Raw genomic sequence first — 20,364 nt, 5'->3', positions numbered from 1 at the left:
AAATACTTCGTAAGACCGGTTTCGTTTCGGCGTGCTGTGCCCAAAAAAAGCCAGCCATCAGTCTGACTGATGGCTGGCTTTTGCGCCCAGGAGGCGTTTGCTTTCTATATCAACTCTTCAACTCTTCAACTTTTCAGAGCTTCTAGCGCGCGGGCCGTGATTTCTTCAACGGTTCCGGTGCCGCTGATGGCACGGTACTTGGGTGCAGAGCCCGGCTCGGCCTTGGCCCAACTGCTGTAGTAGTCGACGAGTGGACGGGTTTGCTCGCTGTAGACCTGAAGGCGCTTCTTCACGGTTTCTTCCTTGTCATCTTCCCGCTGAACCAGGGGCTCGCCGGTGACATCGTCCAGGCCTTCCACCTTTGGGGGATTGAACTTGACATGGTAGGTGCGACCCGAACCGGGGTGGCTGCGGCGGCCACTCATGCGCTCGATGATGGCATCGAAGGGAACGTCGATCTCGAGCACGTAGTCGAGCATGACGCCCGCTTGCTTCATCGCCTCGGCTTGGGGAATGGTGCGCGGGAAACCGTCGAACAGGAAACCGGCGGCGCAGTCGGGTTCGGCGATGCGTTCCTTGACCAGGCCGATGATGATGTCGTCGCTGACTAGTGCACCTGAATCCATCACGCTTTTGGCTTGCAAACCCAGTGGCGTACCGGCTTTCACGGCGGCGCGCAACATGTCGCCAGTGGAAATTTGCGGGATACCGTATTGCTGGCAAATGAAGGCGGCTTGCGTGCCTTTACCGGCGCCGGGAGCGCCCAGGAGTATCAGTTTCATGGTGTTCCTCAGATGGAATGCGTATCGGCCCGATGCGCGCGGCGCGGCCCGGCTGTCGACGTCGAGAATATCATGGCAGGCGGGCTACGCAACATTGGGTGCAAATCGTGCTCGTGTCGGACTCGCAGCGCAGTCATATCTCCACTGTTTTTCAATCAACTTGCCCACAGTTTGCGTACTCGGGCCAAGTCTTGTGCCGTGTCTACGCCAGGGCCCGGTGCCTGGGCGGCCACGTGTACCGCGATGCGGTAGCCGTGCCACAGTGCGCGCAATTGCTCCAGCGCTTCGCATTGCTCCAGCGGGGCGGGAGGCAAGGTGGGGAAGGCGCGCAGAAAGGCCGCACGGTAGCTGTAGATTCCAATGTGGCGCAGCGGCGCCGGATTTGTGGGCAGGGCGGCGATGCCGTCGGCAAATCCGTCGCGCCACCAGGGCAGGGGCGCTCGACTGAAGGTGAGTGCCAGACCTTGCATGTCGGTGATCACCTTCACAACATTTGGGTTGGTGAAGTCTTCCAGCGAATGAATGGTGTGGGCTGCGGTGCCCATCTGAGCCATGTTTTGCTGAGCCAGGATGCCGGCCACAGCATTGATGAGTGCGGGGTCGATCAGCGGCTCGTCTCCCTGCACGTTGACTATGACGTGTTCACCGTCCAGGTTGAGTTGCTCGCAGGCCTCGGCCAGACGATCGCTGCCGCTCGGGTGGTCGGCGCGCGTCGCTACGGCCCGCACGCCATGCACGGCGCAGGCTTGCAGGATTTCAGGCGCATCGGCCGCAACCACAACCTGCGCTGCGCCAGATTGTTTGGCACGTTCGGCTACCCGCACGATCATGGGCTTGCCGCCAATATCGGCCAGCGGCTTGTTTGGAAGGCGGGTGGAGGCGAGGCGGGCCGGTATGAGAACGGTAAAGCTCACGGGAGGCGCTCAATCCGCTAATGGGGTGCGTTTGGGCATGCCTTCGATCTCTTCCGCCGAGACCTGACGAGCTTCGCCTTCCAGCATGATTGGAATGCCGTCGCGGATGGGGTAAGCCAAGCGGGCAGAACGGGAGATGAGTTCCTGCTTCTCCCGGTCATAGTCGAGCGGGCCCTTGGTAACAGGGCAAACCAGAAGTTCGAGGAGTTTGGAGTCCATGGGTTTCCTTCGTCTATGGGGGTTATATATTGCGCTGTGCGAGCCCGGCACCCAATGAGGCAAAAAAGCAGCGTGGACTCATTTCAGTGGGAGGTGGCGCTGGAAAAAAGATTCATGACGGCCACTCCTGTAATGATGAGGGCCATTCCAATCACGGCAGGCGCGTCCAGCTTTTGTCCGAACATCAGCCAGCCCGCTGCCGTGATAAGAACCAGCCCCAGGCCGGACCAGATCGCGTAGGCCACGCCCATGGGTATGCTTCGCAGCGTGAGGGCCAAGCAATAGAACGCGGTTCCGTAGCTGAGCACCACCAGTACCGAAGGCCAAAGGCGGGTAAAACCATCGCTTGCCTTCAGAGCGGCGGTGCCGATCACTTCGGTGACGATAGCCAAGGTAAGAATCCACCAGGGTTTCATACTATTTTCTCATTGGGCGGCTGCGGAGCGCAGCCTTGCATCGAGTTCCGCCAGGAAGTCGTCGGGCACCTGGAGTATGAGCGGAATCGCCAGGGCGTCCGGGTGATGGCGCCATAGCTTGGCTGCGTCCTTTTCTGTGCAGACCAGAGCCGCACGCTCATCGGGTAGGGGTGGCAGGTTCTCGAAATCGTCGTGATCTGGCAGGGCGATGGTGTGTTTGATTGTCAGGCCTTCTGCGCGAAGCATGTCAAAGAAGGATTGAGGCTGGGCAGTACCGGCCAACGCGGTGATCGGCTTTCCCCGCAAGCTCGCCAGGGGAACGAGGGTGCCGTCGGCTCCCAGGGCGTTCGGGGCCAGTGAGCGTCGTGCACCAAAGGCACCGGCAGGCCAGGGACTTGTTTCGTTTGTCGTTTGCAGGATCAGGTCAACGGGGCGCGGCCAACTCTCCCGCAGGGGGCCAGCAGGAAGAAGCCATCCGTTACCAATCCCACGTGCGTCGAACACGCACACCTCCACGTCTCGCTCCAGTGCCAGGTGTTGCAGGCCGTCGTCACAGATCAGAACATTGACGTTTGGGTATGTAGACAGCAATGCTTGTCCGGCTTCGGCCCTGCGACGGGCTACGAATACGGGGGCTCCGGTGCGGCAGCGCAGCAAGAGTGGCTCATCTCCCACGTCGAGGGGGTGGTCTGCGGGGTGCACTTCACGGCAATCTTCGGTGCGGCGCCCGTGTCCGCGCGAGATGATGCCAGGCTTCCATCCGTGTTTTTGCAGATGCTCGGTGATGGCCAGTGTCGTGGGTGTCTTGCCGGCGCCTCCGGCCACTACGTTGCCGACCACGACAACAGGCACTGGAAGGCGTTCTTTTTTTAGCAACCCTACTCGGTAGAGAGCCTTGCGCAACGCCATAAGCGAGCCATAGAGCAGTGAAAGCGGCCATAACATGCACGCCAGCAGCCCGCGCCTACGCCAGCCGCGCAGCAGCGCTTGTTCCAGATCGGATCGCTTAGACGACTGCATACCCTGGCACCGCCGCTAACCCCAAAGAACTCGCAAGGCCGCGGAGCAGGCCATGCGCGGGCTGCCGCGGAGCGGGCTTGGCCCGGCCGCTGGCAGCGTCCCCCCCAGGGGGAAGGCGCGTCAGCGCCTCAGGAGCTTGTTGCACTCTAGTAGAGCGGGTAACTAAAGTCCTTTGATTCCAATGAACTCGCAAGGCCGCGGAGCAGGCCATACGCGGGCTGCCGCGGAGCGGGCTTGGCCCGGCCGCTGGCAGCGTCCCCCCCAGGGGGAAGGCGCGTCAGCGCCTCAGGGGGATTCCCATTTCTTGCGGCAAAGGTAATGTGCATCAGGCCTTCGCGTCGCGCGGCCTCCATCACCGATATCACGGATTGGTGGCTGGCCATGGCGTCCGCGCTGATGATGAGAATGCCGTCTTTGGCGACGGTGCCGCGCAGTGCTGATGCCAGCGCATCTACGCTTTGCCCGGCAAGCGGTTCGCGGTTAACCATGTAGCGGCCATCTGCGGCCACGGCAACGATCACTTCCTTGGGGCGGTCGCGCTGAGCGTCGGCATTGGCGACGGGCAGCGTGAGTTGCATTTCGGTGAACTTGCTGTAGGTGGTTGTCAGCATGAGGAAGATCAGGATCACCAGCAGCACGTCGATGAACGGGATCAGGTTGATCTCTGGCTCCTCCGCCCTGCGCGCCTGAAACTTCACTCCTGTACTCCCCGGCGGGTGCGAGCACAGTGGAGTTCCAGGTGCCGCGCAAAGCGCTCTGCGGAAAGCTCCAGTTCCAGGATGTAGCCATCAACCCGGGCACGAAAATAACGCCAGAAAATCAGTGCCGGAATGGCGACGATAAGGCCGAACGCTGTGTTGTAGAGAGCCACCGAAATGCCATGCGCGAGCTGCGCGGGGTTACCACCCGAAAGCGAGCCGCTGGGCGCCTGCGAGCCAAAGATCTCGATCATGCCGATCACAGTGCCCAGCAGGCCAAGCAACGGGGCCGCGGAGGCAATGGTGGCCAAGGCGGGTAGATAGCGTTCCAACTGGTGCGCAGCTTTCCGGCCCGCTGCTTCCATAGCCGCACGCATCTCTTCGGTACTGCATTGCGGGTTGCTGGAAATCGCTCGCCAGCCAGCGGCCAGAACTGCACCCAGGGCCGAATGCTCCTCAAGCTGCTTGATCACGTCTGGTGCAGGCACGGCTTCCCTGGACACGCTGATGGCTTCATCCGTCAAGTTCGGTGAGAGCACGCGCGCGCTCTTTAGCTTGATGAACCGCTCCAGAATGAAGGCCAGAGCCAGAATGGAGCACAGAATCAGGGGCCAGATTGGCCAGCCAGCGGCTTGTATGATCGAAAGCAAGGCTTGTCTCCGCTCGACGCGAAGAAGCGCCAAGTCAGGGAAAAATGGATGTGCTTGATTATGGCGCAAGGGCTGGGCTTGATCCGCGACATGAACCAGCGTTTCCGCTGTCGAAGCGCAATGAAAGCCACAATTTCTGTGGATAACTTTGTGAAAAAGTCCCGGGATAACTGCCGCAAAGCAAGGCAGGATGCGGTTTGTGACACTTTGATGATTTTATTAGCGATTAAAAAGTCAATGAAATCAATAACTTGCACGAAAGAGTCGGCGTTTGCAGCCATAACCTGCCTGTTGGCACCCGAATCGTCGCGCTGTGGAGTATTCAAGCCACTCGGAACCCTGAAATGAACCGTTAGACCGCATGAACACTGGCTTCTACAACCGAAATGCAGCATTGGCGCCGACTATCTGGCCAGTTGGCGCACTATGCCGCGCCATTGCTGACAGTCTCGATGCGCGCTTCAATCCTGTGGCGGTGCGCGGGGAGATTTCGGGTTTTACGCGCGCGTCCAGCGGACATTGCTATTTTTCGCTCAAGGATGCAAGCGGGCAGTTGCGCTGCGCCATGTTTCGCCGCGCGGCGGGATTGATCGGCTTCAATCCGCGAGAAGGTGATGAGGTCGAAGTGCGTGGCCGCCTGGGGGTATATGAAGCTCGTGGTGACCTGCAGCTCATTGTGGAATCGATGGCGCGTGCCGGGCAGGGGCAATTGTTCGAGCAGTTCCTGCGTTTGAAGGCCCAGTTGGAAGCCGAGGGGCTATTCGACGCCACGCGAAAACGTCCACTGCCTGCGATGCCCCGCGGTATTGGCTTGGTGACTTCGCTTGGCGCTGCGGCCTTGCATGACGTGCTTACCGCGCTTGCGCGAAGGGTGCCGCATATTCCTGTAGTGCTGTCGCCAGCGCCGGTCCAGGGACCAGGTGCGCCAGAGGCGTTGATCAATGCGCTAAGCCTGCTGTATGAGATGGCACAGGAATCATCAGAGGCGCAAGCTGATCCGGCGGAGGATTCCAGCCGAATCCCGATTGACCTGATATTGCTGGTGCGCGGGGGCGGCTCCATAGAGGATTTGTGGGCTTTCAATGACGAATCGCTGGCACGCGCCATTTTGCGCAGCCCGGTTCCCGTGGTTGTCGGGGTCGGCCACGAGACTGATTTCAGCATTGCTGATTTTGTGGCCGACTTACGGGCGCCCACGCCCACGGCGGCGGCAGAGCTGGCCAGCGTGCCGCAAGAGGTCTTGCGGAATGCGCAAAAGCAGCTTTCCGGCCGCCTTGCGCAGGCGCTGCGCCGCCGGCTGGATGCAGAGGCGCAGCGGCTCGATATCGCGCAGGGTCGCATGGGCCGCCCCTCGGCTCGGCTGGCTGGGGAGCACCGGCAAATCGACCGTCAGGCCCAGCGCCTGGTTCATGCTGCACGCATTCGGCTGGAGCGTGAGCGTTCGGCCCTCACTCGCTTGGCTGAACGCCTGGCGCGGACCCCTGTGCCTTATCTGGCGCGCGAAGGTGAGCGCATCGCACGGACAGCCGACCGACTTCCCCAAGCTGCCGAGCGTGCCCTGGTCAATGCGCGAGAGCGGTTGGATCGCGCAGGGCTGCGCCTGGCGGCGCTGGATCCGCAGAGGGTGCTGGAACGTGGCTACGCCTGGCTCGAGGATGAAAACGCTCATCCTGTCACGCATGCCGCAGCCGCGCACCCAGGACAGCGGCTGCGCGCCATCCTTGCGGATGGCAAGGTTGATCTGAATGTACTGAAGTCATTTTCAGGCTGACTTCCTACAATGCAGGGTTGACGGCTCACCTATGATGGTGGGTTGGATAATTCGGCAACTAAACCAAGAGGACCCACGCATGGAACGTACCCTACCCCCACTCCCGTATGCCTATGACTCGCTCGGCACCGCTTACAGCAAGGAAACGCTCGAGTTTCACCACGACAAGCACCACAAAGCTTACGTTGACAAGCTGAACGAGCTGCAAAAAGGCACCGAGTTCGAGAGCATGGAGCTCGAAGACGTCATCAAGAAATCCAGCGGTGGCATCTACAACCAGGCTGCCCAGATCTGGAACCACACTTTCTTCTGGAACTGCATGAAGCCTGAAGGCGGTGGTGAACCCACAGGCGCCTTGGCCGATGCGATCAACAAGAAGTGGGGCAGCTTCGCCGACTTCAAGAAGGCGTTCGTGACCAGTGCCGTGGGCAACTTCGGCTCTGGCTGGACCTGGCTGGTCAAAAAGGCTGACGGCTCCGTCGATATCGTCAACATGGGTGCTGCCGGCACGCCGCTCACCACCGGCGACACGCCTGTGCTGACCGTGGACGTGTGGGAACACGCCTACTACATCGATTACCGCAACCTGCGCCAGAAGTTTGTCGAGACCTTCTTCGAGAAGCTGGCAAACTGGGATTTCGCGGCTAAAAACTTCGGCTGATCGAAGTTTGAAGCACAAAAAAAGCCACCGCGAGGTGGCTTTTTTGTTGGGCGCCTGAAAAGCGCCCGTTCGGAATGTGTTCGCGAATACTTTAGCCCGGGAACAACTTGTTCGCCGTCTCTGCGACGAGCTTGCCCTGGTGGCGCGCGCCTTCCAGTTCAATAGCGCTGGGTTGGCGCTGGCCTTGGCCGCCGGCAATGGTGGTGGCGCCGTAAGGGCTGCCACCCACGATTTCGTCGATGGTCATCTGACCGGCGTGGCTGTAGGGCAGGCCGACCACCACCATACCGAAGTGCATCAGGTTGGTGATGATGGAAAACAGGGTCACTTCCTGGCCGCCGTGCTGCGTGGCAGTGGAGGTGAACGCACCGCCGACCTTGCCATTGAGAGCCCCACGGGCCCACAGGCCACCGGCCTGATCGAGGAAAGCGGCCATTTGGGAAGGCATACGACCAAAGCGTGTGGGTGCACCAATCACGATGGCGTCATAGTTCACCAGATCCTCAACGGTGGCCACGGGGGCTGCTTGATCCAGCTTGAAGTAGGCATTCTTGGCCACTTCTGTCGGAACGGTTTCAGGAACGCGCTTGACGTCTACCTGAGCACCCGTGGCGCGAGCGCCCTCGGCAACTGCGTTGGCCATGGTTTCGAGGTGGCCGTAAGAGGAATAGTAGAGAACCAGGACTTTGGACATTGTGTTTGGACTGAGTCTGAAGAGTTTGAAATATTGGCGCGGATCATTCGAATCCGTGTCCCCGAAGCTTTACTATATTCTCAGACGGGGTAGGGAAACAGCCCTCGCGGTTCAACACAGTGTTTCATGAATGAGGGTAATCGGACCATAAGCATGACCCGCAATATTGAGTAGGGGTCATACAGGTCATACCATGATGTCGGGCGGCATTTTAATGTTGAGCCTTATGGTCAGCGGCGCTGGAAAGTTCAACGCATATTCAAGACAGTGCTGCAAATTTTTTGACGCGAGTCAAGAGAGGTGTTCCAAGGGGGGAAATTAGCCGGCTCGCTGGTATGCTGTCGTGCGCTTTGTTATCAAGCGTGGAGTGCCCTCCGGTACTCCTGATGCGTCCGAGATGGATATCGTTTCAACAGGAGTACAAATGGGCTTCAAACCGATTCCGATGGCCATCGCGGTCGCTATTGGCGTGGCGATCTGGTTTTTCATACCTGTTCCTGAGGGTGTCACTGCAAATGCTTGGCACTTGCTCGCGCTTTTTGTGGGCACTATAGCGGCCATCATTGGCAAGGCGCTGCCGATTGGCGCGATCTCCATGATCGCGATTGCACTGGTGGCCGTCACGGGCGTGACCAATGCCACTGCGGCTGGTGCCATCAACGATGCGCTAAGCAGCTTTTCCAATTCGCTCATATGGCTGATCGGTGTCGCCATCATGATTTCTCGCGGCATTATCAAGACGGGCTTGGGGTCGCGGATCGGCTACTACTTTATTTCAGTCTGGGGTAAGCGAACGCTCGGTATCGGGTATGCGCTGACGCTCTCGGAGCTTATCCTGGCGCCGGTCACCCCCAGCAACACCGCCCGAGGCGGCGGGATCATTCACCCCATCATGCGGGCCATCGCGGCAAGCTACGACTCAGACCCTGAGAAGGGCACGCAAGGGCGCATGGGTCGGTATCTGGCGCTAACCAACTATCACGCCAACCCAATCACCTCGGCGATGTTCATCACCGCGACGGCACCCAACCCGCTGGTTGTCAAGCTGATTGCTGACGTCACCGGCGCCCAAATCCAGCTGTCCTGGGGTACTTGGGCGCTGGCCATGTTGCTCCCGGGGCTGGTGGCGCTGGCAGTGATGCCGCTGGTGATCTACAAGCTTTACCCCCGAAATTACCAGCACTCCCAACGCTGCACAGTTCGCGCGCGAACGTCTGGACGCGCTCGGCCCCATCACGCGGGGCGAGGGCATCATGCTGGGCGTCTTCGGCGTCCTGCTTGTGCTTTGGGCCGGCATCCCCGCGATGTTCATGGGCAAGTCATGGGCAGTAGACCCGACCACCACGGCGTTCATCGGCCTGGCTCTTTGTTTGCTCACAGGTGTGCTGACCTGGGAGGATGTGATCAAGGAAAAAAGCGCGTGGGACACCATTGTGTGGTTTGGGGCGCTCGTGATGATGGCGACCTTCTTGAACAAGCTAGGCTTGATCAGCTGGTTCTCGAAATCCATTGAAGCGGGTATCGGTCAGTTCGGACTCGGCTGGATGGGGGCAACAGCCTTGCTGATGCTGGCCTATCTTTATGCACACTACATGTTTGCCAGCACCACAGCACACATTACCGCCATGTTTGCTGCCTTCTATGGCACCGGGCTGGCGCTGGGGGCACCCGCACTGCCTTTTGCACTCATGATGGCCGCTGCCTCCAACATCATGATGACACTGACACATTACGCCACCGGCACCTCACCCGTGATCTTCGGATCCGGCTACACCACGCTGGGGGAATGGTGGAAGGCGGGCTTTGTGATGAGTGTCGTGCTGATCATCATCTGGCTCGTGGTTGGCACTGCGTGGTGGAAAGTTCTGGGCTATTGGTAAGCTCGTTCGTTAAGCTGTTTCCATCATTTGTCAAAATACGGCCAATGCAGAGCCCAATACAGAGCCCATTGCAGATATCGATTTCCGGAGTAAATTCATGAGCGACAAGTCTTCCACCATCGTCTACACCCTCACCGACGAGGCTCCCCTGCTTGCGACGGCATCGTTTTTGCCCATCGTGCGCACCTTTACCGCGCCGGCCGGCATCAACGTAGAAACCAGTGACATCTCCGTGGCTGGGCGTGTTCTGGGGCAGTTCCCGGATTACCTGACCGAAGACCAGCGCCAGCCAGACAACCTGGCCGAGTTGGGCAAGCTCACCCTGAAGCCTGATGCCAACATCATCAAGCTGCCCAACATTAGCGCTTCGGTGGCGCAACTCAAGAGCGCCATCAAGGAATTGCAGGAAAAGGGCTACAAGATCCCCGATTTTCCAGAGAACCCGCAAGACGAAAAGGAAAAGGACATTCGCGCACGCTACAACAAGTGCATTGGCAGCGCAGTGAACCCCGTGCTGCGCGAGGGCAACTCTGACCGTCGGGCACCTAAGGCGGTGAAAGAATACGCTCGCAAGAACCCGCACAGCATGGCCGAGTGGAGCCAGGCTTCGCGCAGCCATGTCTCCCATATGCACAGCGGCGACTTCTACCATGGTGAAAAATCCATGACGCTGGACCGCGCTCGCGACGTGAAAATGGAACTGATCACCAAGAGCGGCAAGACTATCGTTCTCAAGTCCAAGGTCGCGCTGCAGGATCGCGAGGTGATCGACTCCATGTTCATGAGCAAGAAGGCACTGCTGGCCTTCTATGAAAAGGAGATTGAAGATGCCCGCAAGACCGGCGTCATGTTCTCCCTGCACGTGAAAGCCACCATGATGAAGGTGTCGCACCCCATCGTGTTTGGTCACTGCGTTCGCATTTTTTACCGCGAAGCATTCGAGAAGCACGCCAAGGTGTTTGAGGAACTCGGCGTCAACGTCAACAACGGCATGGTGGATCTTTACAACAAGATCGCTACTTTGCCGCAAAGCCAGCAGGAAGAGATCAAGAGCGACTTGCACGCCTGCCATGCAACTCGCCCAGAATTGGCAATGGTTGACTCTGCCAAGGGCATCACCAACTTCCATTCTCCCAACGACATCATCGTCGATGCCTCCATGCCTGCCATGATCCGCAACGGCGGCAAAATGTGGGGTGCCGACGGCCGCCTGAAAGATGTCAAGGCAGTCATGCCCGAGTCGACTTTTGCGCGCATCTACCAGGAGATCATCAACTTCTGCAAGTGGCACGGCGCGTTTGACCCCAAGACCATGGGCACCGTGCCCAACGTAGGCTTGATGGCCCAGCAGGCCGAGGAATACGGCTCGCACGACAAGACCTTTGAGGTTCCGGAAGACGGGGTGGCCAACATCACCGATCTGAACACCGGCGAGGTGCTGATGAGCCAGAACGTGGAAGCGGGCGACATCTGGCGCATGTGCCAGGTCAAGGATGCTGCCATCCGCGACTGGGTGAAACTGGCTGTCAACCGGGCGCGCAACTCGGGCATGCCTGTCGTGTTCTGGCTAGATGCCTACCGTCCGCATGAGGCGCAACTCATCACCAAGGTCAAAATGTACCTGCATGAGCACGACACCAACGGGCTCGACATTCAGATCATGAGCCAGGTGCGCGCCATGCGTTACACCCTGGAACGAGTGATTCGTGGGCAGGACACCATCAGTGCCACAGGCAACATTTTGCGCGACTACCTGACGGATCTGTTCCCCATTATGGAGCTGGGCACCAGCGCCAAAATGCTCTCCATCGTGCCCTTGATGGCCGGCGGCGGCATGTATGAAACAGGTGCAGGTGGCTCCGCGCCCAAGCACGTGCAACAGCTCGTCGAGGAAAACCACTTGCGCTGGGATTCGCTGGGCGAGTTCCTGGCGCTGGCTGTTTCGCTTGAGGATCTGGGTCTGAAGACTGGGAATAACCAAGCCAAGCTGCTTGCCAAGACGCTGGACGCAGCCACGGGCAAACTGCTGGACAACAACAAGAACCCCAGCCCCAAGACGGGCCAGCTCGACAACCGGGGCAGTCAGTTCTATCTGGCCATGTACTGGGCTCAGGAATTGGCTAACCAGGCTGAAGACGCCGAACTTGCTGCGCGCTTCAAGCCGCTGGCCAAGGCCTTGGCTGACAATGAGCAGACCATCATCAAGGAGTTGGCGGAAGTGCAGGGCAAGCCGGTGGACATCGGAGGGTATTACAAGCCCGACGCAGACAAGCTCGCCCAGGTAATGCGGCCAAGCGTCGCTTTCAACAAGGCACTGGAGACCGTTGGGGCCTGAAGATTCTGACGACGGTGGCTGAGTTGGCAGGAAGCAGTGCCAGCCCCTGAAAAGCCGAACCCAACCCTCTCGCGACGCGCATCATCGCACCATCGCATGCGCGTGGGGGTTGGCTTTCGCAGGACGACTGGGTCAAGATCCTCATAATGAGGACATTGAAAGGAGTCTGAATGTCTGTTGAATTGCCGCCCATCGTGCTGAGTGAGGCCGCTCACCGCTTTGAGCTCGTCGTAGATGGCCATATGGCTTACGAAGAGTTTGAGCGATTTCCCGGGGGCATCGCCTACTTGCACACCATCGTGCCCAAGGCCTTGGAGGGAAGGGGCATTGGTAGCGCTCTGGCTAAGCACATCATGGACTACGCGGTGCGCAACCATCTTAAGGTGCGGCCGGACTGCCCGTTCGTGAAAGCCTATATCGACAAACACCCCGAGTACCAGGCGATTTCGCTGGCCCACGGTGCCAAGTGAGGCGGCAATGGCTCTTTTTTCCGCTCCTCAACGCTATTCCTCGCGGATTTCCATCATCGGCGAAGACACACCGGTGGCTCGTGCGCTGCCCTACCGCGACCGCCGCACCGTAGGCGCTTGGTGTTTTCTGGACCACGCCGGCCCGAAACAGTTCGCGCCGGGCAAGGGTATGCATGTGGGAGCGCACCCACACATCGGACTGCAAACCTTCACTTGGCTGATCGAAGGCGAAGTTGTGCACCGCGATTCGTTGGGTAACGAGCAGATCATCCGGCCGGGCCAGGTTAACCTGATGACTGCAGGGCGCGGTATCTCGCATACGGAGGATTCTCTGCACGATGGAACGCGCCTGCATGCGGCACAGTTGTGGATTGCCCTGCCCAAAGAGGTGCATGAGTGTGATCCGGCGTTTGACAACTACCCCGATCTGCCTATTGTCCAGGCTGATGGCTTCCAGGGTACGGTGCTTGCTGGCACTGCGTGGGGCCAAACATCGCCGGCCACGATTTATTCTCCTCTCGTAGGAATCGACTTGGCGGCCAGCGGGTCGGCGCGTACGGAAATCGCTTTGCAAACCGACTTCGAATATGCCGCCATGGCCCTGCGTGGCTCGCTGACTGTCGGTGGTGAGACCTTGCAGCCAGGCGAATGGTTGTATTTTTCTCCTGGCAGAACCACGCTGCCGATTTCATGCGATGCCGAGGCGCAGTTGCTCTTGCTGGGCGGAACCCCTTTCGAGGAGGAGCTCATCATCTGGTGGAATTTTGTAGCCCGCACGCAGCACGAGATAGAACAGGCGCTGGCAGACTGGAATGCGCAGCCTGACAAGGGTGGCCGCTTTGGCAGTGTTTACCCGGGCAGTGTGGCGGCACCTTTGTCCGCGCCCAGCCTGGACGGAGTGCGACTAAGACCTGATTGAGGGCCTCAGCCCAGGAAACTGTTCCTGGCCCTGCTACCGCTTGTTTCCAAACTCAGGCCCGCGCAGTTTGATTCCGGCGCGCAGGTTGCGCTGCGCGAACCAGCCTTTGTTCATTTCCAGCACGTAGCGCACTGGCTTGGCCGAGCAGTGGCTGGACTCATCCAGCGGCTTCATGTCCGCCAAATTGGCAATGGTCCCGTCGTCCTCCACAAACGCGGCGGTAAGAGGGATCAAAGTGTTCTTCATCCAGAAGCACTGCGTCGCTGGCTGCTCAAAGACGAACAGCATGCCCTCATGCTGAGGCATCTCCCGGCGGTGCATCAGTCCGATCTGCCGCTGCAGTGGTGTGCTGGCCACCTGGGCGTCTATGCGGTGCATGCCCGCAGAAATGGTGGTGCGCGGCAGGTTTAGCTGCGGTGTGCCGGCGGGTTCGCGCTGCGCGAGTGCGGGCAGCGTGGCCAGGAGCGCTGCCGAGGCTAGCAGGAGTCGGTGAAGCGATGAGGTCATGTCGGGAATGAATGCAATGGCGCGGTCTGTTCTGGGGTTCGAGGCAACATGGTCATCATATTGTGATGCCTCCGGGGGGCTCTTCATGCCGGGGCTAGAATGATCCAGGAATAACCTGCATAGACCTCGCGAGTCGGTGTCATGCCGTTAATAGACCATTGCACGCATCTTGGAGACACCAAAAGTCATGTTCAAGCACATCAACGTTCCTGAAGGCGGAGAGAAGATCACCGTCAACCCGGATTTTTCGCTCAACGTCCCAGATCATCCCATCATCCCCTTCATTGAGGGCGATGGCACTGGCATGGACATCACGCCGGTGATGATCAAGGTGGTCGATGCGGCGGTCGAGAAAGCCTACAGCGGCGGTCGCAAGATTCACTGGATGGAAGTCTACGCCGGCGAAAAATCCACCCGTATCTACGGTCCGGACGAATGGCTGCCCCAGGAAACCCTGGACGCCGTGCGCGACTATGTGGTCTCCATCAAGGGTCCACTGACCACGCCCGTAGGCGGCGGCATTCGCTCTCTGAATGTGGCGCTGCGTCAGGAGCTTGATCTGTACGTCTGCCTGCGGCCGGTGCAATACTTTCAGGGGGTGCCTTCACCTGTGAAGGAGCCGCAGAAAGTCAACATGGTGATTTTCCGGGAAAACTCTGAAGATATCTATGCTGGCATCGAGTACGAGGCCAAGAGCCCCAAGGCCGTCAAGCTGATTGAATTCCTCACCAAGGAAATGGGCGTCTCCAAGATCCGGTTTCCGGAGACTTCAGGCATTGGCATCAAACCGGTTTCGATTGAGGGCACCGAGCGCCTGATGCGCAAGGCTATTCAATACGCCATTGATAACGACAAGCCCAGCGTGACCATTGTGCACAAGGGCAACATCATGAAATACACCGAAGGTGGTTTCCGCGACTGGGCCTACACCCTTGCTCAAAAGGAATTCGGCGCACAAGCTATCGACGGCGGACCATGGTGCAAATTCAAGAACCCCAGAACCGGTAGGGACATCGTCATCAAAGATGCCATTGCCGACGCCTTTTTGCAGCAAATTCTGCTGCGCCCTGCCGAATACAGCGTGATTGCCACGCTGAACCTCAACGGCGACTACATATCTGACGCCCTGGCAGCCCAGGTCGGCGGCATTGGCATTGCACCCGGCGCCAACATGAGTGACAGCGTAGCCTGCTTCGAGGCCACGCATGGCACGGCACCCAAGTATGCCGGCAAGGATTACGTCAACCCCGGTTCCGAGATTTTGTCAGCCGAAATGATGCTGCGCCACATGGGCTGGAAGGAGGCGGCTGACCTGATCATCACTAGCATGGAGCGAGCCATCCAGAGCAAAAAAGTCACCTATGACTTCGCGCGCCTGATGGACGGCGCCACACAGGTTAGTTGTTCGGGCTTCGGGCAGGTGATGATCGAAGCGATGGACGAGTAAGTCGCCCTGTTGCAAAAGTGCAAGAACCTGGGTTCTCCCGGACTCTAGGTGTGTGGTTTCGATCTCGTTGCGAAGAGATCGTAAGCGCACTCTAATGATGTCACGTCCAGGATACCTCCGACTTCTCCCCAATCAGGTCCTGGTTTCCGCTGGGGTGTCGCCAGAGTTGGTCAATGCTTCTGATGAGTCCTCCGTAGTGGGTGACAGCCGCACGTCGGACGCTTCGGCCCGGATGTTCAAGGCTAATAGGCCCTTGGGCCCTTGGTCCAGGTTGAAACTCACCCTGGCGCCTTCCTTGAGGGTTTTGAAGCCATCCATTTCTATCGCAGAAAAGTGCGCGAATGCGTCCGGGCCGCCACCGTCTGGTTCAATGAATCCAAATCCTTTGAGGTCATTGAACCACTTGACTTTTCCGTTGGCCATGCGTTGTCTCCTTTACTTCCATTATTCCGCCTAGGCGAGTTTGCGGTAACAACTTCGGGCTTGTCAATGATGTAGCTTGAAGGGCTGGGCATGGCATAGGGCTTGCTAAGGAGGGTTGCGGCCCCATATAAGGCGAAAGCTGGCGCAAGCGCCCCCGATAAGCCCCCGATAAAATGGTCTCATGGCTACAAGAATTCCCACCAAACGTCCGGCTCCGTCCGGCCCCGCCGCGCCTGCTCAAACGCCTGATCAGGGTGGAGGTGAGGTTGTGTTGGAGCGGGTGCCGCTGAAGGTAAAGCCGCCTCAAATGCATCAGGTGGTGATGCTCAACGACGATTTCACCCCCATGGAGTTCGTGGTGGTGGTCATTCAGGAGTTTTTTAACAAGGATCGGGAGGCAGCTACCCAGATCATGCTGAAGATCCATCTGGACGGCAGGGGTGTCTGTGGCGTGTACTCGCGCGACGTGGCTGCCACAAAAGTCGATCAGGTAATGGACGCGGCAAGACAAAACGGCCACCCGCTGCAATGTATTAGCGAACCTGTTGAATAACCCCGAACTTCCCCCATTTTCAGATATCGAAATGCCAAGACAGCTTCTAATATCGGTAGTAAGGTTAAGGCGTTAGGAAGGAAACCATATGATCGCCCAGGAACTGGAAGTCAGCCTGCACATGGCATTTGTCGAGGCTCGGCAGCAGCGACATGAATTCATCACCGTCGAACATCTGTTGCTTGCCTTGCTGGACAATCCCAGCGCGGCAGAAGTCTTGCGCGCGTGCTCGGCCAATATCGACGACTTGCGTAAGTCGCTCGCCAACTTCATCAAAGACAATACTCCCCAGGTCGCCGGCACCGACGACGTGGATACGCAACCCACGCTGGGTTTCCAGCGTGTGATCCAACGTGCCATCATGCACGTGCAATCTACTGGCAACGGCAAGAAGGAAGTTACCGGCGCCAACGTGCTGGTGGCCATTTTTGGCGAAAAAGACTCGCATGCCGTGTACTACCTGCATCAGCAGGGTGTCACGCGCCTGGACGTGGTGAACTTCATTGCCCACGGAATCCGCAAGAGCGACCCTCCGGAAGCGGCCAAGCCTGCTGAAGGACAGCCCGGTGCCGAGAGTGAAGAGGGCGCCAGCGAGAAGAACGAGAAAGCTTCCCCTCTGGAGCAGTACACGCAAAACCTCAACCAGGCCGCCAAGGAAGGCAAGATCGACCCTCTCATCGGGCGCGATTACGAGGTGGAGCGCACCATTCAGATCCTCTGCCGCCGCCGCAAGAACAACCCGCTGCTGGTGGGTGAGGCCGGTGTGGGCAAAACGGCTATTGCCGAGGGGCTCGCTTGGCGCATCACCGAAGGAAGCGTTCCCGAAATTCTGGCCGAAGCCAATGTGTACTCGCTGGACATGGGCGCGCTGCTGGCAGGCACCAAGTACCGCGGCGATTTCGAGCAGCGCCTGAAGGGCGTCCTCAAAAACCTGAAGGACAAGCCGAACGCGATCTTGTTCATCGACGAGATCCACACGCTCATCGGCGCTGGTGCGGCCTCAGGCGGCACGCTGGACGCATCCAACCTGCTCAAGCCTGCGCTTTCCAGTGGCCAGCTCAAGTGCATTGGTGCCACCACTTTTACCGAGTATCGTGGCATCTTCGAGAAGGACGCGGCCCTTTCGCGGCGGTTCCAGAAGGTGGACGTGGTTGAGCCGACCGTCCCCGAAACGGTGGACATCCTCAAGGGACTCAAATCCCGCTTCGAGGAGCATCACAGCGTCAAATACGCACTGGCCGCACTGCAGGCAGCGGCCGAGTTGTCGGCCAAGTACATCACTGACCGGCACTTGCCGGACAAGGCCATTGATGTCATAGACGAGGCAGGAGCAGCCCAGCGCATTGCCCTGGCCTCCAAGCGCAAGAAGACGATTGGCAAGGCCGAAATCGAGGAAATCGTGGCAAAAATCGCCCGTATTCCCCCGGCCAACGTCAGCAATGATGACCGCAGCAAGCTGCAAACGCTGGAGCGCGACCTCAAATCGGTGGTGTTCGGGCAAGACAAAGCGCTCGAAGTGTTGGCTGCGTCCGTGAAAATGGCGCGCTCGGGTCTGGGCAAGGGTGACAAGCCTATTGGCTCGTTCCTGTTCTCGGGTCCTACGGGTGTGGGCAAGACAGAGGCCGCCAAGCAACTGGCCTACATCATGGGCGTCGACCTGATCCGCTTCGATATGTCCGAGTACATGGAGCGTCACGCCGTCAGCCGCCTGATTGGTGCCCCTCCCGGCTACGTTGGTTTCGACCAGGGCGGCCTCCTTACCGAGGCCATCACCAAGAAGCCTCACAGCGTGCTGCTGCTTGACGAGATCGAGAAAGCGCACCCGGACATCTTCAACGTGCTGTTGCAGGTCATGGACCACGGCACCTTGACGGACAACAATGGGCGCAAGGCCGATTTCCGCAACGTCATCATCATCATGACGACGAACGCGGGCGCCGAGACCATGAACAAGGCGACCATCGGCTTTACCAACCCGCGCCAGGCGGGCGACGAGATGGCCGACATCAAGCGCCTGTTCACGCCGGAGTTCCGCAACCGCCTGGACGCCATCGTGAGCTTCAAGGCCCTGGACGAGCAGATTATTCTGCGCGTGGTTGACAAGTTCCTGCTTCAGCTCGAGCAGCAGCTGACCGAGAAGAAGGTGGACGTCACCTTCAGCGACAAGCTGCGCAAGTTCCTGGCGAAGAAGGGCTTCGATCCGCTCATGGGTGCGCGGCCGATGCAGCGCCTCATTCAGGACACGATCCGCAAGGCGTTGGCTGATGAGCTGCTTTTCGGAAGGCTGACAGAGGGTGGTCGTCTGAGCGTCGATCTGGATGACAAGGACGAGGTTTTGCTCGACATCACTCCCACGCCCAAGAGAGATCGCGCACGCGCGGAGCCTGCCGAGCCTGAAGAGGAAGTTGCTGCAGACTGAGTTGGATTCTGCCAATTCGGGCAGGCTCTTAAACTGACCTTTAAAAGGGGCCGATCGCACAAGCGATCGGCCCCTTTTTGATTGCTGCATTTTTTGTGGCAATCGGCCATTGATAAACTCGGAAAACTTCAGTGGACCGACAGCAATGCCTCACACTTTTCTCTGGCACGATTACGAAACCTTCGGAGCCACCCCGCGCCGCGACAGGCCAGCACAATTCGCAGCCATTCGCACTGATGCGGAGCTGAACGAAATCGGCGAGCCGATGATGCTGTATTGCCAGCCCCCGACCGACTGCCTGCCTGAACCCGAAGCGTGCCTGATCACTGGAATCACGCCACAGCAGTGCTTGGAGCAAGGGGTACCTGAGCACGAGTTCGCCGCGCGGATCAACGCTGCATTTTCCGAGCCTGGCACTATCGGCGTTGGCTACAACTCCATTCGCTTCGACGACGAGGTCACGCGCTTCCTGCTGTGGCGCAATCTACTCGACCCTTATGCGCGGGAGTGGCAAAACGGGTGCGGTCGATGGGATCTCCTGGACGTCGTTCGCTGCGCCCATGCTTTGCGTCCCGAAGGCATCGAATGGCCGCGGGGCGATGACGGGCAGGTCTCCTTCAAGCTGGAGCGACTCAGCGCCGCCAACGGGCTGGCGCACGAGTCCGCGCATGATGCCCTGTCTGACGTGCGTGCCACCATCGCGCTGGCGCGTCTGCTGCGGCGCACGAACGAAAAGCTGTTCGATTTTTGCCTTTCTCTTCACAAGAAAGACCGTGTTGCGCAGGAGCTTCGTTTGCCAACCACGCTCTCGAATGGCAAGCCGTTTTTGCATGTATCCGGCATGTTCGGGGCCGCTCGCGGCTGTCTGGCGCTCATGGCGCCGCTGGCCATGCATCCGACCAACAAGAATGAGTTGCTGGCCTGGGATCTTTCAGCCGATCCGTCCGAGCTGTCTACGATGAATGCCCAAGCCATTCGTGAGCGCATGTTTACCGCTAGCGCTGATCTGCCCGAAGGCATGGCCCGCCTGGCGATCAAGAGTGTGCATTTGAACAAGTCGCCCATTGTCATCGGCAACCTGAAAACACTCCGGCCAGATCTGGCGGAGCGTTGGGGTATCGACATGGCACTGGCCGAGCGTCATTTTGAGAACCTGCGCGCATTGCCCGATATGAGCGCGCTGTGGACGGAGGTCTTTAAGCGTCCGCGATCGAATGAGCCGGTAGATGTGGACGAGGATCTCTATGGCGGATTCGTAGGCCATGCCGACCGCCGTCGGCTGGATGACCTGCTGCGTCTTCAGCCGGCCGAGTTGGCGTTGGCACGTACCGGGTTTGACGACCCGCGACTGGAGGAATTGTTGTTTCGCTATCGCGCTCGCAACTATCCAGATTCACTCAGCGAGGTGGAGGCAGAGCGCTGGCGTGCTCACCGAGTGGCGCGTTTGCTTGACGGGGAGGGCGGCGCGCTCACCGTGCAGGCGCTGTTCGACCGAATCGATGTTCTTAGCGAAACCGTGGACGAACGCGGCCAGGAGGTGCTGGAGGCGCTGTACGAATGGGGCGAGCACGTGGCTCCTGAGTAAG

Annotated in this window: 19 protein-coding genes and 2 pseudogenes; 11 read left to right on the top strand and 10 right to left on the bottom strand. The window is 59.1% G+C overall.

Annotated features, from left to right (window positions below):
• Positions 1-125: 125 nt before the first annotated feature.
• From adk to AAAK34_RS16715, 7 genes and pseudogenes are all read right to left on the bottom strand, one after another.
• Positions 126-782, bottom strand: a complete 657-nt coding sequence (adk, locus tag AAAK34_RS16745) for an adenylate kinase (RefSeq protein ID WP_231694216.1) — start codon at positions 780-782, stop codon at positions 126-128.
• Positions 783-937: 155 nt separating this feature from the next.
• The gene (gene kdsB, locus AAAK34_RS16740) at positions 938-1,696 is read right to left on the bottom strand and encodes a 3-deoxy-manno-octulosonate cytidylyltransferase (protein WP_231694217.1); all 759 of its coding nucleotides are present in this window, start codon (positions 1,694-1,696) and stop codon (positions 938-940) included.
• A gap of 9 nt (positions 1,697-1,705) precedes the next feature.
• A complete protein-coding gene (locus tag AAAK34_RS16735; RefSeq protein ID WP_231694218.1) occupies positions 1,706-1,915 on the bottom strand; it encodes a Trm112 family protein in 210 nt (69 codons plus the stop codon).
• Positions 1,916-1,998: 83 nt separating this feature from the next.
• Positions 1,999-2,331: an SMR family transporter gene (locus AAAK34_RS16730; RefSeq protein ID WP_231694219.1), complete on the bottom strand. Its 333-nt coding sequence runs from the start codon at positions 2,329-2,331 to the stop codon at positions 1,999-2,001.
• 9 nt (positions 2,332-2,340) lie between these two features.
• Entirely contained in the window at positions 2,341-3,351 is a 1,011-nt protein-coding gene (gene lpxK / locus AAAK34_RS16725; protein WP_231694220.1) for a tetraacyldisaccharide 4'-kinase, read from the bottom strand.
• Positions 3,352-3,650: 299 nt separating this feature from the next.
• Positions 3,651-4,049: pseudogene (locus tag AAAK34_RS16720) on the bottom strand (ExbD/TolR family protein); the annotation flags it as partial.
• Positions 4,046-4,699: a MotA/TolQ/ExbB proton channel family protein gene (locus tag AAAK34_RS16715; RefSeq protein WP_231694222.1), complete on the bottom strand. Its 654-nt coding sequence runs from the start codon at positions 4,697-4,699 to the stop codon at positions 4,046-4,048. The pseudogene AAAK34_RS16720 and the gene AAAK34_RS16715, both read right to left, overlap by 4 nt.
• Positions 4,700-4,702: 3 nt before the next feature.
• On the opposite strand from AAAK34_RS16715, the gene AAAK34_RS16710 reads away from it, so the two are divergent.
• From AAAK34_RS16710 to AAAK34_RS16700, 3 genes are all read left to right on the top strand, one after another.
• The gene (locus tag AAAK34_RS16710) at positions 4,703-5,047 is read left to right on the top strand and encodes a hypothetical protein (RefSeq protein ID WP_231694223.1); all 345 of its coding nucleotides are present in this window, start codon (positions 4,703-4,705) and stop codon (positions 5,045-5,047) included.
• A 13-nt stretch (positions 5,048-5,060) separates the two neighbouring features.
• A complete protein-coding gene (xseA, locus tag AAAK34_RS16705; RefSeq protein ID WP_231694224.1) occupies positions 5,061-6,470 on the top strand; it encodes an exodeoxyribonuclease VII large subunit in 1,410 nt (469 codons plus the stop codon).
• A 79-nt stretch (positions 6,471-6,549) separates the two neighbouring features.
• Positions 6,550-7,131, top strand: coding sequence for a Fe-Mn family superoxide dismutase (locus tag AAAK34_RS16700; RefSeq protein ID WP_231694225.1), 582 nt, complete (start codon positions 6,550-6,552; stop codon positions 7,129-7,131).
• Positions 7,132-7,222: 91 nt separating this feature from the next.
• Here AAAK34_RS16700 and wrbA read toward each other — a convergent pair whose 3' ends face one another.
• Positions 7,223-7,825, bottom strand: a complete 603-nt coding sequence (gene wrbA, locus AAAK34_RS16695) for an NAD(P)H:quinone oxidoreductase (RefSeq protein WP_231694226.1) — start codon at positions 7,823-7,825, stop codon at positions 7,223-7,225.
• A 397-nt stretch (positions 7,826-8,222) separates the two neighbouring features.
• Between wrbA and AAAK34_RS16690 the strand changes: the two are divergent.
• The 4 genes and pseudogenes from AAAK34_RS16690 to AAAK34_RS16675 all read left to right on the top strand — a co-directional run bounded on the left by AAAK34_RS16690 (position 8,223) and on the right by AAAK34_RS16675 (position 13,429).
• Positions 8,223-9,705 (top strand): annotated as a pseudogene (locus tag AAAK34_RS16690) (DASS family sodium-coupled anion symporter).
• 97 nt (positions 9,706-9,802) lie between these two features.
• Complete coding sequence (locus tag AAAK34_RS16685; protein ID WP_231694228.1) at positions 9,803-12,040, top strand: NADP-dependent isocitrate dehydrogenase; 2,238 nt, start codon at positions 9,803-9,805, stop codon at positions 12,038-12,040.
• A 170-nt stretch (positions 12,041-12,210) separates the two neighbouring features.
• Complete coding sequence (locus tag AAAK34_RS16680; protein ID WP_231694229.1) at positions 12,211-12,510, top strand: GNAT family N-acetyltransferase; 300 nt, start codon at positions 12,211-12,213, stop codon at positions 12,508-12,510.
• Positions 12,511-12,517: 7 nt separating this feature from the next.
• Positions 12,518-13,429 carry a pirin family protein gene (locus AAAK34_RS16675; RefSeq protein WP_231694230.1) on the top strand — a complete coding sequence of 304 codons (912 nt, stop codon included), beginning with the start codon at positions 12,518-12,520 and terminating at the stop codon, positions 13,427-13,429.
• A 33-nt stretch (positions 13,430-13,462) separates the two neighbouring features.
• On the opposite strand, the gene AAAK34_RS16670 is transcribed toward AAAK34_RS16675, so the two are convergent.
• The gene (locus AAAK34_RS16670; protein WP_231694231.1) at positions 13,463-13,936 is read right to left on the bottom strand and encodes a DUF192 domain-containing protein; all 474 of its coding nucleotides are present in this window, start codon (positions 13,934-13,936) and stop codon (positions 13,463-13,465) included.
• Positions 13,937-14,123: 187 nt separating this feature from the next.
• Here AAAK34_RS16670 and icd point away from each other — a divergent pair, with 187 nt between their 5' ends.
• Positions 14,124-15,383 (top strand): NADP-dependent isocitrate dehydrogenase, encoded by a 1,260-nt coding sequence (icd, locus tag AAAK34_RS16665; RefSeq protein ID WP_231694232.1) that lies wholly within the window; start codon positions 14,124-14,126, stop codon positions 15,381-15,383.
• A gap of 132 nt (positions 15,384-15,515) precedes the next feature.
• Here the strand turns inward: icd and AAAK34_RS16660 are convergent, their stop codons facing one another.
• A complete protein-coding gene (locus AAAK34_RS16660; protein ID WP_231694233.1) occupies positions 15,516-15,806 on the bottom strand; it encodes a cold-shock protein in 291 nt (96 codons plus the stop codon).
• A 181-nt stretch (positions 15,807-15,987) separates the two neighbouring features.
• Between AAAK34_RS16660 and clpS the strand changes: the two genes are divergently transcribed.
• The 3 genes from clpS (at position 15,988) to sbcB (ending at position 20,363) form a co-directional block, all read left to right on the top strand.
• The gene (gene clpS / locus AAAK34_RS16655) at positions 15,988-16,359 is read left to right on the top strand and encodes an ATP-dependent Clp protease adapter ClpS (RefSeq protein ID WP_231694234.1); all 372 of its coding nucleotides are present in this window, start codon (positions 15,988-15,990) and stop codon (positions 16,357-16,359) included.
• 88 nt (positions 16,360-16,447) lie between these two features.
• Positions 16,448-18,778: an ATP-dependent Clp protease ATP-binding subunit ClpA gene (gene clpA, locus AAAK34_RS16650; protein WP_231694235.1), complete on the top strand. Its 2,331-nt coding sequence runs from the start codon at positions 16,448-16,450 to the stop codon at positions 18,776-18,778.
• A 145-nt stretch (positions 18,779-18,923) separates the two neighbouring features.
• Positions 18,924-20,363 (top strand): exodeoxyribonuclease I, encoded by a 1,440-nt coding sequence (gene sbcB / locus AAAK34_RS16645; protein WP_231694236.1) that lies wholly within the window; start codon positions 18,924-18,926, stop codon positions 20,361-20,363.
• The last annotated feature ends 1 nt before the right edge of the window (position 20,364 follow it).

It is taken from the genome of Ottowia caeni, from assembly GCF_050821495.1.
Lineage (GTDB): Bacteria > Pseudomonadota > Gammaproteobacteria > Burkholderiales > Burkholderiaceae_C > Ottowia > Ottowia caeni.
This window is presented reverse-complemented; position numbering and strand designations above follow the sequence as displayed.